Genomic DNA, 14,882 nt, shown 5'->3' on the forward strand with positions numbered 1-14,882 from the left:
GAACGAAGTGTAAGGAGGGGGCGGAGAGTTCGTAAACACGAAATCAGTCGAACCAGCGGTCCCGTTCGAGTTCGTCCGTCCGCGACGGGTCCTCGATGAGCGCCGCCACCTCGAACCGGCGCGGCCACTGACCCGCCGACCAGGCAAGACCCGCCGCCACGCCCTCCAGCGTGGCCGCGTGGACGACTCCGTCGGGCGTGCGGCGCCAATCCAGCTCGACCCCGCCCGCCAGCAGTTCCTCGTGTTCGAAGTACGACGACGGTGTACCGGCACCGAGCAGGATGCGCACCGCTTCCGGCACCTCCCGCTCCACGCCTTCCGACGTCACCTCCGCCTCGGCCGACTCGCTCAGCCGGCGGACCTGGAGCAGGTCGGCCAGGTCGGCGGCGCGCGAAGGGGCGACCGGCAGCAGGGGCAGCCCCGAGGTGAGCGGGAGCAGGTCGGGGGCGTCCGCGACCACCGCGTCCGCCGCGTCGACCACCCGCACCTCGCCGTCCACCACCGCGCGCAACTCGTCCGGCAGCGTCACCTGTTCGGGGTCGAGGTCGGCCAGGGCGCCGTACAGCGCGTGCAGTTGGGCGGCGGTGACCGTGCGGTCCGGGTCCGCGAGGCGGCCGAGGAGTTCGGCCGCGCCGCCCGGCTCGTCCAGCAGCGCCGCCACGGAGGTCCGTACGCCGAGCGCCCTCAGCACCTGCTCGTCGTCGAAGCCGGTGGCGTCCGCCGAGGTGTAGAGCCCGTCCAGGAGCGGATCGCCGCCCGCCGACCGCAGGCCGGCCGGACGCCGCCCGTCGAGCACCGGGTGGTCGCGCAGCCACCACGCGGTGTACGGGCGTACGGACTGCGTCGTCCCGTCCGGCAGCAGGACCCGTACGGGCTGCGTCAGCGCGTCCCGCAGCGGCGGCTGCGCGAGCAGCGCGAGGGCCTGCGGCCACTTGTCGTCGTCGACGAGGTCCAGGTCCCGTACGGCGACGATCTCGGTGGCCACCGGCGGCACGGAGGTCTCCGGCAGCTGGTCGAGGATGTCCTCGCACCACACGTCGACGGCGTCCAGCAGACCGGCGTCGTCGGGCTCGGCGAAGTCGCCGTCCCGTGGCTCGAATTCGTCCGGGTCGAGCACGATGTCGGTGGTGCGCACGAGCGCGAAGCCGGCCAGCACGCCGCAGGCCGTGAGCGGCTGCTCGCCCCAGCGGTCGGCCAGTTCGGCGTCGCACAGGGCGAGTTCGCCCTCGCGCATGATCCGGGCGAACGGGCTGCCGGGCAGCACGAGTTCACCGGCGGGCGACAGTTCGCCGTCCTCGTCGGGCAGCGCCAGCGCGCCGAGCCACGGCTCGTCCCCGGGCGACAGGTCGGCGTCCCGTACGAGCGCCAGCACGGTCTCCGCGAGTTCGTCGGCGTCCGGGGCGTCCTCGTCCCAGATCTGGCCGCCCTCGTCGAGGGAGGCGGCGACGGCGGCCCGCACCTGCGGGGTGGTGAGGACGGCGCGGGGGGTGGCGGGGAGCGCGCCGAGCTTCTCCAGGAGGGGGTGGGTGGCGTCCGGGTGGGCGACCTTGAGGCCGAGGCGGGCGAGCTGCTCGGGGGCGGCGGTGTCCGGTTCGGCGCCGGTCAGCGGCAGCAGCACCTGCCGGGGGCCGATGACCGTACGGCCACTGGCCAGCGGCACCGGCAGGCCGGACAGGCGGTCCGGGTCGACGCCGGCCAGCGACTCGTACAGCCGCCGCCACCACGACGGCTCGCGCTCGACGCCCGCGAGGCGCTCGATGGCGTCACCCAGCGGCAGCCGGCCGACGCCCAGGGTGCGCAGCTCGGCCCGGCGTTCCAGACCGGCGGGGAGCAGCGTCGGCAGCACCTCGGCCATGACGCGCACGGTGTCGGCGCCCGCTCCCTCGACGACCTCCGCCTCGAAGGGGCGCAGCGCGGTCAGTTCCTCGGACGGCGCGGCCGGTGCGAGGAACGCGACGCGGGGCAGCCGGGCGATGACGGCGGCGCGCAGGGCGCCGTCCAGCTCGCCCCTGCCGAGCGGGCCGGGGACCAGGTCGACCGTGCCGGTCGACACCGGCTCCCAGTCGCCGAGCAGTTCGGCGTACGCGTCGGCCGCGCGCTCCACGAGGAAGTCGGTCAGCGGTCCCGGCGCGGGGTGGCGGCGGGTGGTGTCCAGGGGCAGCGAGGCGATGAGGAGCGCCGGTACGCCGAGCGGTTCGTCGGTCGGGGTCGGGGCGTGCACGACGGGCGCGGTGGCGGGCCGCTGCGGCGCTCCTTCGCCGTCCACGGGGACGGCCCAGGTGACGGCCCAGTGGGGGCGCAGACGCTCTTCGACGGGCCGGTCGGCGAGGAGTTCGGGCCGCAGGGCGCCGGAGCGGGTGACGGTGCGCCAGCGGGTGGTGCGGGTGGCGCCCCGGGCGGTGTCGTCGACGTGGACGTAGGCGTCCCGCTCGGCGCGCGTGAGCGTACGGGTGGTGCCGTCCGGGGTTTCGACGACGATCTCGGCGAGGCCGGGAAGCGTCAGCAGCAACGCGTCGTCGATGGCGTCGAGGAGGTGCTGGACGAGGTCCACGGCGCCGCCGTCGCGCAGCGGAAGGACCACGACGGTGTCGTAGCCGTCGGGGGCCGATCCCTCGGCGGGGAGCGGCAGGCGCAGCAGCGGTACGTGGCCGTCGCGGCGGCGCAGTTCCTCTCCGAGCCCCGGGGCGGCCTGGGCGGCGTCCACGGCCAGTTCCCTGGCCTCCGCCAGGGACCAGCGGACGCCGCCGTGCCGGCCGAGGACGGCGGGCTCGTCGCTGACGGCGAGCACGGCCGCGAACCCGACGCCGAAGCGGCCGACCGCGTTGTCGGTGTCCTCGCGCTTGGCCGACGCCCGCAGGGTGCTGAGCGATTCGACGCCGGCGGCGTCGAGCGGCGCGCCGGTGTTGGCGGCGGCGAGGATGGCGGGCGCGTCGGCGGTGGCGGCGTGCAGGGTCAGGCGCAGCCGGCCGGTCACGCCGGCGCGGGCGGCGGCGTCGGCGGCGTTCTGGGCCAGCTCGACGACGAGGCGGTCGCGGTAGCCGCCGAGGGCCAGGTCCTCCTCGGCGTTGGCGTCCTCACGGAAGCGGGCGGGACTCGCGCTCCAGGCGTCGAGCACCCCGCGTCGCAGCCGCGCCGTCCCGAAGGGGTCGGCCTCGTCGGTGGCCCTGACGCTCACGCTGGTCTCCGCTCGTCCTGAGGTACGGATGGCTGGTCGTGCCTGATCTTCATGTGACGCCTACCCGCGTGTCCGGGGCCCAAGTATCCCGCGCGAACGCCCCCGGCGGCGGTCACCGGGTGGCCGTGCCGGGCCGGCGGCGACGGGAGGCCGCCCTTCCGTCGGCGGACGGGAGGAGGCCGGAGGCCCTGACGGCGCCACGGCCGTGCCGGCGCGCGCCGGACCGGCCGCCGGCCCCGTGAAGCCCCCCGTCGTGCGGGGAGGGGTGCGGAGCCGGCCGGGCGGGTCAGGAGTGACCCAGGTCCTCCGACGGGTCCGGTACGGCCGGGACCGAGCCGCCCTCCGGGTCCGGGCGGAGCGGGAACGCGTCCGTGGCCATCGAGTCCAGCACCGGCGGCGCGGGGCGCATCGGCTTCGGCATGACCGCCGCCTCCGAGTGCCCGCCGCAGCCGTAGGCGAGCGAGACGACCCGACCGTCGGCGGGCGAGTACTCGTTCGCGCAGACGCCGAACGCCTGCCGCAGCGATCCGGTCAGCGGCACCAGGAAGGCGCACGACACGCAGGTCGCCGGCGCGGCCTGGGCCATCGGGGTCTTCGCGCCGTACGCCTCGTCCCAGCGGTCCGCCGCGATGTGCAGCCCGTAGCGGGACAGGACGCGCGCCCGCCGCATCCCGAGCTCCTCGGCGACCGCCGCGATCGACCCGCGCGAGGGGACCAGCGGCAGCGTCGCCGGCGCTCCGCCCGCGACCTCGGCGTCCTCCGCCTCGACGAGCTCCGCCATCTCCTCGGAGACGGCCGAGTCCGGCGGCGGGACGTCCGCGCCGGTGTAGCCCGGCTCCAGGCGCAGGTCGTCGGCCTCGGTGGGGAGCAGGTCGCCCGGCCCCATGTCCCCGGGGCGCAGCCGCTCGCTCCACGGCACCCACTCCGGCGCCAGCAGCGAGTCCGGCCCCGGCAGGAGCACGGTCTCGTTGAGGGTGACCAGCTTGGCCCGCGAGGCGCGGGTGACCGTCACCGCCCAGCGCCAGCCCCGGTAACCGGGTTCCTTGCATTCGAAGAGGTGGGTGACGACCCGGTCACCCTCGGCGAAGAGGGAGACATGCTCGCCGACCACCCCGGGAAAGGCGGCCTCCTCGGCCGCCGCCCGGGCAAGGTCTACCGCCTCGGCGCACAGGCGGTCAGGGGTTCGGCTTCGCGTCGTCGCAGCACTCACAGGTCTCGCTTCTCTCCTACGCCGTCTCACGGGTGCGCCAACGGATGCCCGTACGAGGTACGAGATACGAGGTGCGAGCTGCGGGCGGAGCGGACCGAAGGGCCGCGTCGACGTCCGCGCCTCGCCCGACCGTCTCGGTCTCGGGCGCACTTTCCACCACCCATTCTGCGGGATGACGGAGAGGCGCGCGGCCGAGGACAACCGCCGGTGGCGCGCTACGCACGCTACCCCCTTCACCGCCCCCGGCCCACCTGCACGCCCGTCTTTGCGGCCGGAAGGCCCGACAGATCCGGTGGAGATCCGGTACGGGACCGGCGTCGGAGCGGGCGGGGAACGGCGGCGGAACAGGGACGGAACGGGCCCGGACGCGTCGCGGTGGCGGTGATGCGTCCGGAATGCCCGGAGTGATGGTCCGTCCGCGTCGCCCGCCATGTTTCACGTTCGACCCGGGGAGGGTTGGGGCACTATGGCGGGGTGGCTGCCGCAAAGTCGTCCGACGGATCCGGTCCACTCAGCAGGAGGGCCCGGGCGATCGGCCGTGCCCTCCACCTGCCCTTCTCCGGTACGGCGAAGGGCATTCGGCGCGCCACGCACGCGCACGGCGCGGGCGAGTCGGGCCTCGGCAAGCTGATCGAGCTGCATGCCGTGAACGGCGCGGGCGACGTGATGGTCACGGTCGCCCTCGCCTCCACCGTGTTCTTCTCCGTCCCGACGGACGAGGCGCGCGGCCGGGTGGCCCTGTACCTGGCCGTCACCATGGCGCCCTTCACCCTGCTGGCCCCGGTGATCGGGCCGCTCCTGGACCGGATCCCGCACGGCCGCAGGGCCGCGATGGCCGGCGCGATGCTGGCCCGCGCGCTGCTCGCCCTGGCGATGTCGGGCGCGGTGGCGACGGGCGGCCTGGAGCTCTATCCGGCGGCACTTGGCGTACTGGTGTCCTCGAAGGCGTACGGCGTCGTACGGAGCGCCGTCGTCCCGCGCCTGCTCCCGCCCGGTTTCTCCCTGGTGAAGGCGAACTCGCGGGTGACGCTGGCCGGCCTGCTGGCGACGGGCGCCGCCGCGCCCATCGGGGTGGGACTCCAGCAGCTCGGTCCTGCGTGGCCGCTGTACGGGGCGTTCGTGCTGTTCGTCGCCGGTACGGTCCTGGCCTTCTCCATGCCGCACAAGGTCGACTCCGCCAAGGGCGAGCGGAAGGCCATGCTGCTGGAACACGGCCACGGGCACCTCGGGCACGAGCGCGCGAACGGCAGGGCGCCGCGCCGCCCCGGCCTGCGGACCGTCGGCCCTTCCGTACTGCACGGCCTCCAGGCCAACGCGGCGCATCGCGCGCTCTCCGGATTCCTGATCTTCTTCCTGGCGTTCCTCATCCGCGAGCATCCGCTCTCCGGGCAGAGCGCGGCCGTGTCGCTCGCGGTCGTGGGCATCTCGGCCGGGGTGGGCAACGCCTGCGGGACGGCCATCGGGGCCCTGCTCAAGTCCCGGGGCCCCGAGCTGATCATCGCGACGGTCCTGCTGCTGACGCTGGGCGTGGCCGTCTGCGCGGCGGTGTTCTTCGGCGGGCTCATGGTGGCGGTGCTCGGCGCGACGGCCGGACTGTGCCAGGCGCTGGCCAAGCTGTCGCTGGACGCGCTGATCCAGCGGGACGTGCCCGAAGAGGTGCGGACGTCGGCGTTCGCGCGGTCCGAGACGCTGCTCCAGATGGCCTGGGTGGTGGGCGGCGCCATCGGGATCGCGCTGCCGCTGAACGGCGCGCTCGGCATGTCGGTCGCCGCGGGGCTTCTCGCGACGGGCGCGGCCCTTTCCGTACGGGGCCTCCTGGGGGCGGCCCGGCGCGGCACGCCGCACCCCCGCGTCGCGTGAGGAGGAGCGGGCGATAGCCTTCGCCCCATGACCGTTGCGCTCCCCTCTGGTAAGGCCCGCCGCACCGCCACCGTGATCGGTGCCGTGTCGGCCGGACTCCTCGTCCTGTCCGCCTGCGACAAGCCGACGCCGCTCGCGACCGTGACGGTCGGCACGAACTCGGTGAACACCGAGGCCGCCTGCTACAACGACGGCTCCGCGATCAAGGAGTCCCTGCTCCAGGGCTGCCTGAACAAGAAGGCCGAGAAGACCGTCAAGGTCTCCATGGACGACAAGGTCCGCTTCGGCGTCGACCCCGAGATCGCGGACAAGGGCTGGACGCTCTTCATCAACGGCCAGCAGGCCGAGCAGGAGCCGTTCAAGAAGACGTACCGGACCATCCCGGGCAGCGCCTTCTTCGCCCAGCAGCAGCAACAGCAGCCGGGCGCGCCGAGCCCCGACGAGGCGCAGGTCAGCGTCGTCGAGACGAAGGGCAAGAAGCTCACCGGCATCTGGCACTTCAAGCTGGAGAAGACCTCCTGACGATGCGCGTACTGGTCGTGACCGCGGTTCCCGCCGAGCGGGACGCGGTCACGCGCGCGTGGGAGACCCTTCCCGGCCCGGTGGACGTGGACGTCGTCGCCGCCGGGGTCGGACCGGCCGCCGCTGCCGCCACAGCCGCCACCGCGCTGGCGTCGGCCTCCGCGACACGCCCGTACGCGCTGGTGATCTCCACCGGGATCGGCGGCGGGTTCGAGCGGGTGGCCCCGCTCGGCTCCCTCGTCGTCGCGGACGCGATCGTCGCCGCCGATCTGGGCGCCGAGACGCCCGACGGCTACCTCCCGGTGACCGCCCTCGGTTTCGGCACGGTGGAGCACCTGCCGCCCCCCGCTCTCGTACGCGCCGTGGCCGGCGCGACGGGCGCGGCCAGGGGCACCGTGCTGACCGTCTCCACCGTGACCGGGTCCGCCGCCCGCGCCGCCGAGCTGCGCGCCCGGCACCCGTACGCCGCCGCCGAGGCGATGGAGGGGTTCGGGGTCGCGGAGGCCGCCGCGCGGCACGGGGTGCCGGTGCTGGAGATCCGCGCGGTGTCGAACGCCGTGGGGCCGCGCGACCGGGCGGCCTGGCGCATCGGGGAGGCGCTGGAGGCGCTCACCGAGGCGTTCGGGAAGCTCGTGCCCGTACTGGAGGGTTGGGATGGAAATGACCGCTGAGACGCTGCAGATCGCCTACTCGCCCTGCCCCAACGACACCTTCGTCTTCGACGCCTGGGCGCACGGCCGCGTGCCGGGCGCGCCCCCGCTCGACGTGACGTTCGCGGACATCGACGTCACCAATGGGATGGCTGAGCGCGGGGAGTTCGACGTGCTCAAGGTCTCGTACGCCGTGCTGCCGTGGGTCCTCGGGGAGTACGCGCTGCTGCCGTGCGGCGGGGCCCTCGGCCGGGGCTGCGGACCGCTGGTGCTCACGCGCGAGCCGGGGCTCGACCTCACCGGCAGGCGGGTGGCCGTACCGAGCGAGCGCTCGACCGCGTACCTGCTGTTCCGGCTGTGGGCGGCGGACGTCGTGCCGGCCGGGGTCGGCGAGATCGTCGTCATGCCGTTCCACGAGATCATGCCCGCGGTGCGCGACGGCAGGGTCGACGCGGGGCTCGTCATCCACGAGGCGCGCTTCACCTATCAGGACTACGGGCTGCACTCCCTCGCCGACATGGGCGAGCACTGGGAGGACACGACCGGCCTGCCGATCCCGCTGGGCGCGATCATCGCCAAGCGCTCGCTGGGCCCGCAGCGGCTGCGGCAGCTCGCGGACGCGGCCCGCACGTCGGTGCGGATGGCATGGGACGACCCGCTGGTGTCGCGGCCGTACGTACGGGAGCACGCCCAGGAGATGGACCCGGCGGTGGCGGACCAGCACATCGGGCTCTACGTGAACGAGTTCACCGCCGACCTGGGCGAGAGCGGCTACGCGGCGGTGCGCGGGCTGCTCACACGTGCGGCTGCCGAGGGACTCGTTCCGCCCCTCGGCAGCGACGCGCTCGCGTTCGTCTAGGCCGCTCCGGGCGGCCGGCCCCTACACGTCCAGTTGGTCGGCCACCGCGCGCAGCAGGCCCGCGATCTTCGCGCCGGCCGCCTTCTCGGGGTAGCGGCCGCGCTCCAGGGCCGGGGTGATGTTCTCCAGGAGCGTCGTCAGGTCCTGAACGATCGACGCCAGTTCGTCGGGCTTGCGGCGCTGCGCGGCGGCGACGGACGGGGTCGGGTCGAGGATCGTCACGGTGAGCGCCTGGTCGCCGCGCTGGCCTGCCACGACGCCGAACTCGACGCGCTGGCCGGGCTTCAGGGCGTCGACTCCGGCAGGGAGCACCGACGAGTGAACGAAGACGTCGCCGCCGTCGTCGCGGGAGAGGAAGCCGAAGCCCTTCTCGCTGTTGAACCACTTGACCTTGCCGGTAGGCACCGTCTGTCCTCGTCCTCGTACTCGTCGGATCCCCGGCATGTTCCGCTCAAGCGTTCGGCCGGGGAAAACGGCTCTGGATAGCACTACAGCGGGTCTTCGGACCCGCCACCACCAAGGCTAATGGTCCAGGGGCTGGTGACAAGACGTCGCCGGGCTGTTCCTCCGGGCAGGGAACTACCCTGGCCCGGTGATGACTGAAACCCAATCGGCCGAGCCCGGCGCCGGTGACCGGCTGGTACGCGCCGGCGCGATCGTCTTCTTCGCCGGCGCGCTGGCCACACTGGTCACTGTGGCCCCGCTCTTCCTCGGTACGGAACCCTTCCCGCCGGTCGCCTACGCCGTGTGCATGCTGATGGGCGTCGGCTTCCTGATCGCCGCGGCCGGCGTGCTCCGGTCGATCGCCGCGCAGCGCCGTCAGGCGCGCTCGGCGGCGGCCTCCCGGTAGGAGGCCAGCCAGGCCGGGAAGGCCGTGAGGTCGTCCAGGACGACGTCGGCACCGGCTTCCCGCAGCTCAGCGGCGTCGCAGGGCCCTGTCGGCACGGCCACGGACAGGGCGCCCGCCGCCTTGGCGCCGCGTACGTCGCCGAGGTGGTCGCCGACGTACACCGACGCGCCGTGCTCGCGCAGCGCCTCCGCCTTGGCCTCCGCCCACAGCCAGCCGATGACCGCGTCCGGCTCGATGCCCAGGTGCGCGAGGTGCAGCTTGGCGTTCGGCTCGTGCTTGGCCGTCACGACGACGGCCCGGCCGCCCGCTGCCCGTACCGCGGCCACCGCCTCGCGGGCGCCCGGCAGCGCGGGAGTTGGCGTGATCGCGTACGTCGGGTAGATCTCGCGGTAGCGGTCGCCCATCTCCTGGATGCGGTCCTCGGGGAACCAGAACGCCAGTTCCCGCTCCAGCGGCGGGCCGAGCCGGGTGACCGCCAGGTCGGCGTCGATGTACGCACCGGTCTCGGCGGCGAGCGCCTCGTAGGCGGCCTTGATGCCGGGCCGGGAGTCGATGAGCGTCATGTCGAGGTCGAAGCCGACCGTCAGCGGGGGCGTCGGGGCGTTCTCGTTGTGCGTGGGCATGCACGCCATTGTGCCTGCGGGGCGCACCCCCACCCACCCGTACACTTAGCCAAGCCTTACCAACCCGGGCCTGGTCAGCCATGCCCTGCACAGCCCTGCCGGATCCCGGACGCGAAGGGGTCAGATGCGAGCCGCCACCGGCCCCACCGGACGCGCGCCGGTCGCCCGCCGCGTCGGCTGGACGGCCGCCGCCGTCGCGGCCCTGCTGGTGTCCGTGCTGCTGAGCCTCGCCGTCGGGGCGCGTGCCGTAGCGCCGGCCGAGGTCCTCGACGTACTGCTGCACGGCGGTGACAGCGACGCCGCCGAGGTCGTATGGACGATGAGGGTGCCGCGCACGCTCGTCGCCCTGATGGTCGGCGTGGCGCTGGCCCTCGCCGGAACGGCGCTCCAGGGCATCACGCGCAACCCCATCGCGGACCCCGGGATCCTCGGCATCAGCCAGGGCGCGTCGGTGGGCGTGGTGCTCGCCGTCGCGTTCGCCGGCGTCCACACGCTTTCGGGCTACGTGTGGTTCGCGTTCGCCGGCGCGGGTCTCGCCTCGGTCGCCGTGTACGCCGTCGCGGCGAGCGGGCGCGGCGGCGCGACGCCGGTGAAGCTCGCGCTCAGCGGCGCCGCGATCAACGCGCTGCTGGTGTCCGTGACGATGGCGGTCCTGACGACGAAGGCGGCGGCGCTCGACGAGTTCCGCTTCTGGCAGGTCGGGTCGGTCGCCGGGCGGGACGCGGAGATCGTCGGGCAGATCTGGCCGTTCCTGCTGGCCGGGGTGGTGCTCGTGCTGTCCGTGGCGCGCGGCCTCGACGCGCTGGCGCTGGGCGAGGACGTCGCCACGGGACTGGGGCAGAATGTCGCCGCCGTACGGATCGTCGGCGGCGTCGGCGCGACCGTCCTGACCGGCGCCGCGGTCGCCGCCGCCGGCCCCGTCGCCTTCGTCGGCCTCGCGGTCCCGCACATCGCGCGGGCGGTCGTCGGCGGCGACCACCGGTGGGTGCTGCCCATGGCCGCGCTGATCGGGCCCGTGATGCTGCTGGTCTCCGACGTGGCGGGGCGCGTGGTCTTCCCGCCGAGCGAGGTGCCGGCGGGCGTGATGACGGCCCTGATCGGCGTGCCGTTCCTGGTCGCGCTCGTACGACGGAAGGCGGTGCCGGCGTGACGGCGAGCAGTGCGGCCGGGGTGCGGCCCGCCGGTTACGCGGTCGTCCGCGCCGGGCGGGCGCGGTTCCTGCTCCACCGGCGGGCCGCCCTCGTCGCCGGCGCACTCGCCCTCGCGCTGGCCGGGGTGTGCGTCGCGTACCTCTGCGCCGGTGAGAGCTACGTCCCGCCCGCCGAGGTGCTGAAGGTGCTCTTCGGGCAGCCGTCGGCGGACGAGCTGGTCGTGGGGACCCTGCGGCTGCCCCGGATGACGGTGGGGCTGCTCGTCGGGGCCGCGTTCGGCGTCGCCGGGGCGCTGATCCAGACCGTCGCGCGCAACCCGCTCGCCAGCCCCGACATCATCGGCGTCAGCCAGGGCGCGAGCGCGCTCACGGTCGGGGCGACGACCTTCGGCGTCACCTCGTACGCCGTGCTGCCGTACGTGTCCGTGCTCGGCGGCGTCCTCGCCGCCGCGCTCGTGTACGCCTTCGCCTGGCGCGGCGGGCTGCACGCCACCCGGTTCGTGCTCATCGGCATCGGTTTCGCGATCGCGCTGCGTTCCGTCACCCACCTCTTCCTCACCAAGGGCGATCACCTCGTCGCCCAGCAGGCGCAGATCTGGATGACCGGCTCGCTCAACGGGCGCGGCTTTTACGAGGCGGCCCCGCTGGCGTGGGTGCTCATCCTGCTGCTGCCCGCCGTGGTGTGGGCGGCCCGCGCGCAGCGCTCCGTGTCGCTGGACGACGACACCGCGACGGGGCTCGGCGTGCGGCTGGGTCGGGTGCGGCTGGGTCTTGTGCTCACCGGCGTCGTGCTCGCCTCGGTGGCCACCGCGACCGCGGGCCCCGTGGATTTCGTGGCGCTGCTGGCGCCCCAGATCGCCCGCCGCGTCACCCGTACCGCGCAGATCCCGCTGCTGTGCTCGGCGCTGACGGGCGCTCTCGTCGTCGTGCTGGCGGACCTGGTGGCCCGGCGGGTGCTGTCGCCCACCGAACTGCCGGTGGGCGTGCTGACGGCGGCGGTCGGCGCCCCGTACCTGATCTGGCTCATCGTCAAGGGCTGTACTGGAGGCAAGGCGTGAGCAGGCTCACCGCGCGCGGACTGACGCTCGCCTACGAGGACCGCACGGTCGTGCACGACCTCGACCTGGCCGTGCCCGACGGCAGGGTGACCGTCATCGTGGGCCCCAACGCGTGCGGCAAGTCCACCACCCTGCGCGCGCTCGGCAGGCTGCTGAAGCCGAGGCGCGGGGCCGTGCTGCTCGACGGCGCGGAGCTGGCCAGGATCCCGACGAAGAAGATCGCTCAGACCATCGGTCTGCTTCCGCAGACCCCGGTCGCGCCCGAGGCCATCACCGTCGCCGACCTGGTCGCGCGCGGACGCCAGCCCCACCAGCACTGGTGGCAGCAGTGGTCCGACGAGGACGAGCGGGCGGTCACCGACGCCATGGCGCGTACGAACGTCACCGAGCTCGCGGAGCGGCCCGTCGACGCCCTGTCGGGCGGCCAGCGCCAGCGCGTGTGGATCGCGATGGCCCTCGCGCAGGAGACGGACCTGCTGCTTCTGGACGAGCCGACGACGTACCTCGACATCGCGCACCAGGTCGAGGTGCTCGACCTGGTGCGCCGGCTCAACCGGGACCGCGGCCGGACCGTCGTCGCCGTTCTCCACGACCTCAACCAGGCGGCCCGCTACGCCGATCACCTCGTGGCGATGAAGGAGGGCCGCGTCGTCGCCGAGGGGCACCCCGGCGACATCGTCACGGCGGATCTCGTGCGGGAGGTCTTCGGCCTCGCGTCGGTGGTCGTCCCGGACCCGGTGACCGGCTCCCCGCTGGTCGTCCCCGGCGCCCCGTGGACCCCGTCGGCCCCGGCCCAGCGCACCGCCCCCGAGTCCCCCGCCCGGTCCGCCGCGACACCTGCCGAGCCCGCCACCCCCTCCGGACGACCCGAAAGGCATCACCCCGATGACCGCAACCTTCCGTAGCCGCGGCCTCGCCGCCGGCTCCCTCGCCGTCTCCGCCGCCCTGGCGCTCACCGCCTGCGGGTCCGGCTCGGGCGACGCGGACAACGCGCCCGCCGGAGCGAAGACGCACACGGTCGAAACCGCCATGGGTGACGTGGAGGTCCCCGAGAGCCCGAAGCGTGTCGTCGTCCTCGACACCGCCGAGCTGGACTCCGCGATCACGCTGGGCGTGAAGCCGGTCGGCGCGACGCACACCGGGACCGAGTCCCGGTTCCTGAAGTATCTGCCCGAGGACAAGGTCGCCGGCATCAAGGACGTCGGCGAGATGACGAGCCCCAACCTGGAGGCCGTCGCCGCGCTGAAGCCCGACCTGATCCTCACCAGCAAGGTGCGCCACGCGGCCCTGTACGACGAGCTCAAGGCGCTCGCGCCGACGGTGATGACGGAGAACACCGGCTACCCCTGGAAGGAGAACTTCCAGGTCCACGCCGACGCGCTCGGCAAGAAGGCCGAGGCGAAGCGGATCGTCGCCGACTACACCGCCGACGCCCGCGAGGTCACCGACGCCATCGGCGGCAAGGACGAGGCCGCGAAGACCAAGGTGAACGTGGTGCGCTTCATCGAGGGCGCGGACATCCGCATCTACGGCAGGCAGAACTACATCGCGACGGTGCTGGCCGACGTGGGTCTCGGCCGCCCGGCGATCGCCGACAGGGCCGAGGACGGCTTCTCGTACGACGTGAGCCCCGAGAAGATCAACCTCGCGGGCGAGGACGCCGACGTCGTCTTCCACTCGACCTACGGCGACCCGAAGAAGGCGAAGGCGACGCGGACCCTCGGCAGCGGGCTGTGGAAGAACATGCCCGCCGCGAAGGCGGGCAAGGTCTTCGCCGTCGACGACGAGCTGTGGATCCAGGGCATCGGATACACCGCCGCCACCCGGATCCTCGACGAACTGCGCGGCCACCTCGCGCAGTAGCCGCCGCTACCGCCTCCGCGCCCGCCACAGCAGGTGGAGCGCGGAGGCGACGGCTGCCACCCGTACGACCACGGGCCACGTGCCGGACAGCGCCTCGTCCATCGCGTCCCGCGCGACCGGCTCGCCCCACCGGCCCTCGGTCCGGCCCCACAGCCACACCAGCGCGCCCGCCGCGACGACCCCCGGCAGGCCGAGCACCGCCCACTTCGCCTCGGCGCGGCTCATGCGCCGCGACGCGTACGCGAGGAGCCAACCACCCGCCAGGGCCAGCCAGTTGCCGAGCACCGCGCCGAGCACGAGCAGCGCGGCGGCGGCCGCGAGGAGCACGCTGAAGGGGGCCCGCGCCTCCTCGGCCGGCACGGCGGCGGGCGCCGGGGCGGTACGCCGCCACAGGCGCGGCAGAGCGCGGCGCAGGAGGCCCCGCTCCCTTGCGGGCGCCTGCTCGACTCCGTCCGCACCGGCGGCGGCGCCCTCCTCCTCCCCCTCGTCCGGCGCCGGGGGCGGCGGCCTGAGTATCTCCGGGACCTCGACCCCGCCGACGAACCCCGGCACGTCGACGCCCAGGCCGAACGGCCCCGGTTCCACACGCCACCAGTCGGGTTCGCTGCCCCGGGGCCCGAGTTCGTCGGTCCCGGCCAGGTGGGGCGGCGACGCCCCGGCGGGCCGGGGCACGGACTCCGGCCCGCTCGCGCGGTCCCGGGGACGGGGAATCCGCCCGCCGGCCTTCTTCGGCTTCGCGCGCTGCTCCGGCAGCACGACCGGCGTGCCCTTCTCCGTCCCGGCCGCCGGCCCGGCCTCGCCCACCGGCAAGGCCCCGCCCGACGCCGCACGCGCCACCAGTTCGTCCGGCGGCCCGATGCGGCCGAGGATGCGGCGCACCGCGGCGGGGGAGTCGGGCGTACCGAACCGGGCGCGCTGCCGGTCGATCTCGTCGCGCAGGCCGGCCACCAGCCGCATCCGCGCCGCCGAGGGCAGCTTGTGCTGCTGCGCCAGGTCTCCGACCCGGCTCAGATAGTCGTAGACGAGCTGATCGCTCTCGATCCCCACGCGTCGGTCCGTCCC

Annotated in this window: 14 protein-coding genes; 9 read left to right on the forward strand and 5 right to left on the reverse strand. The window is 74.4% G+C overall.

The window, feature by feature from the left end:
- Positions 1-43: 43 nt before the first annotated feature.
- Positions 44-3,175, reverse strand: a complete 3,132-nt coding sequence (locus tag ACWGH0_RS07360) for a sacsin N-terminal ATP-binding-like domain-containing protein (protein ID WP_453403181.1) — start codon at positions 3,173-3,175, stop codon at positions 44-46.
- A 286-nt stretch (positions 3,176-3,461) separates the two neighbouring features.
- Positions 3,462-4,385: a DUF3027 domain-containing protein gene (locus ACWGH0_RS07365; protein ID WP_453403182.1), complete on the reverse strand. Its 924-nt coding sequence runs from the start codon at positions 4,383-4,385 to the stop codon at positions 3,462-3,464.
- Between the two features lie 474 nt (positions 4,386-4,859).
- On the opposite strand from ACWGH0_RS07365, the gene ACWGH0_RS07370 reads away from it, so the two are divergent.
- The 4 genes from ACWGH0_RS07370 to ACWGH0_RS07385 are packed head-to-tail and all read left to right on the forward strand — an operon-like array spanning position 4,860 to position 8,276.
- Positions 4,860-6,245 carry an MFS transporter gene (locus ACWGH0_RS07370; protein ID WP_453403183.1) on the forward strand — a complete coding sequence of 462 codons (1,386 nt, stop codon included), beginning with the start codon at positions 4,860-4,862 and terminating at the stop codon, positions 6,243-6,245.
- A gap of 27 nt (positions 6,246-6,272) precedes the next feature.
- Entirely contained in the window at positions 6,273-6,767 is a 495-nt protein-coding gene (locus ACWGH0_RS07375) for a DUF2771 domain-containing protein (RefSeq protein ID WP_453403184.1), read from the forward strand.
- Between the two features lie 2 nt (positions 6,768-6,769).
- On the forward strand, positions 6,770-7,438 hold the full coding sequence (locus tag ACWGH0_RS07380) for a futalosine hydrolase (protein WP_453403185.1): 669 nt from the start codon (positions 6,770-6,772) through the stop codon (positions 7,436-7,438).
- Positions 7,428-8,276, forward strand: coding sequence for a 1,4-dihydroxy-6-naphthoate synthase (locus tag ACWGH0_RS07385; RefSeq protein ID WP_453403260.1), 849 nt, complete (start codon positions 7,428-7,430; stop codon positions 8,274-8,276). The genes ACWGH0_RS07380 and ACWGH0_RS07385 overlap by 11 nt, the downstream gene beginning before the upstream one ends.
- A 21-nt stretch (positions 8,277-8,297) precedes the next feature.
- Here the strand turns inward: ACWGH0_RS07385 and ACWGH0_RS07390 are convergent, their stop codons facing one another.
- A complete protein-coding gene (locus tag ACWGH0_RS07390) occupies positions 8,298-8,681 on the reverse strand; it encodes a cold-shock protein (protein WP_453403186.1) in 384 nt (127 codons plus the stop codon).
- Between the two features lie 190 nt (positions 8,682-8,871).
- Here ACWGH0_RS07390 and ACWGH0_RS07395 point away from each other — a divergent pair, with 190 nt between their 5' ends.
- The gene (locus ACWGH0_RS07395; protein WP_453403187.1) at positions 8,872-9,126 is read left to right on the forward strand and encodes a hypothetical protein; all 255 of its coding nucleotides are present in this window, start codon (positions 8,872-8,874) and stop codon (positions 9,124-9,126) included.
- Here ACWGH0_RS07395 and ACWGH0_RS07400 read toward each other — a convergent pair.
- Positions 9,096-9,758: an HAD family hydrolase gene (locus ACWGH0_RS07400; protein WP_453403188.1), complete on the reverse strand. Its 663-nt coding sequence runs from the start codon at positions 9,756-9,758 to the stop codon at positions 9,096-9,098. The two genes, ACWGH0_RS07395 and ACWGH0_RS07400, sit on opposite strands and share 31 nt — an antisense overlap.
- 115 nt (positions 9,759-9,873) lie before the next feature.
- Here ACWGH0_RS07400 and ACWGH0_RS07405 point away from each other — a divergent pair, with 115 nt between their 5' ends.
- The 4 genes from ACWGH0_RS07405 to ACWGH0_RS07420 are packed head-to-tail and all read left to right on the forward strand — an operon-like array spanning position 9,874 to position 13,820.
- Positions 9,874-10,899 (forward strand): FecCD family ABC transporter permease, encoded by a 1,026-nt coding sequence (locus ACWGH0_RS07405; protein WP_453403189.1) that lies wholly within the window; start codon positions 9,874-9,876, stop codon positions 10,897-10,899.
- On the forward strand, positions 10,896-11,957 hold the full coding sequence (locus tag ACWGH0_RS07410; RefSeq protein ID WP_453403190.1) for a FecCD family ABC transporter permease: 1,062 nt from the start codon (positions 10,896-10,898) through the stop codon (positions 11,955-11,957). Before ACWGH0_RS07405 ends, ACWGH0_RS07410 begins: the two co-directional genes overlap by 4 nt.
- Positions 11,954-12,862, forward strand: a complete 909-nt coding sequence (locus ACWGH0_RS07415; protein WP_453403191.1) for an ABC transporter ATP-binding protein — start codon at positions 11,954-11,956, stop codon at positions 12,860-12,862. Before ACWGH0_RS07410 ends, ACWGH0_RS07415 begins: the two co-directional genes overlap by 4 nt.
- Positions 12,843-13,820, forward strand: coding sequence for an ABC transporter substrate-binding protein (locus ACWGH0_RS07420; RefSeq protein ID WP_453403192.1), 978 nt, complete (start codon positions 12,843-12,845; stop codon positions 13,818-13,820). The genes ACWGH0_RS07415 and ACWGH0_RS07420 overlap by 20 nt, the downstream gene beginning before the upstream one ends.
- A 6-nt stretch (positions 13,821-13,826) precedes the next feature.
- Here the strand turns inward: ACWGH0_RS07420 and ACWGH0_RS07425 are convergent, their stop codons facing one another.
- A complete protein-coding gene (locus ACWGH0_RS07425; RefSeq protein ID WP_453403193.1) occupies positions 13,827-14,867 on the reverse strand; it encodes a hypothetical protein in 1,041 nt (346 codons plus the stop codon).
- Positions 14,868-14,882: the final 15 nt, after the last annotated feature.

Source organism: Streptomyces sp. NPDC054887 (genome assembly GCF_053610585.1).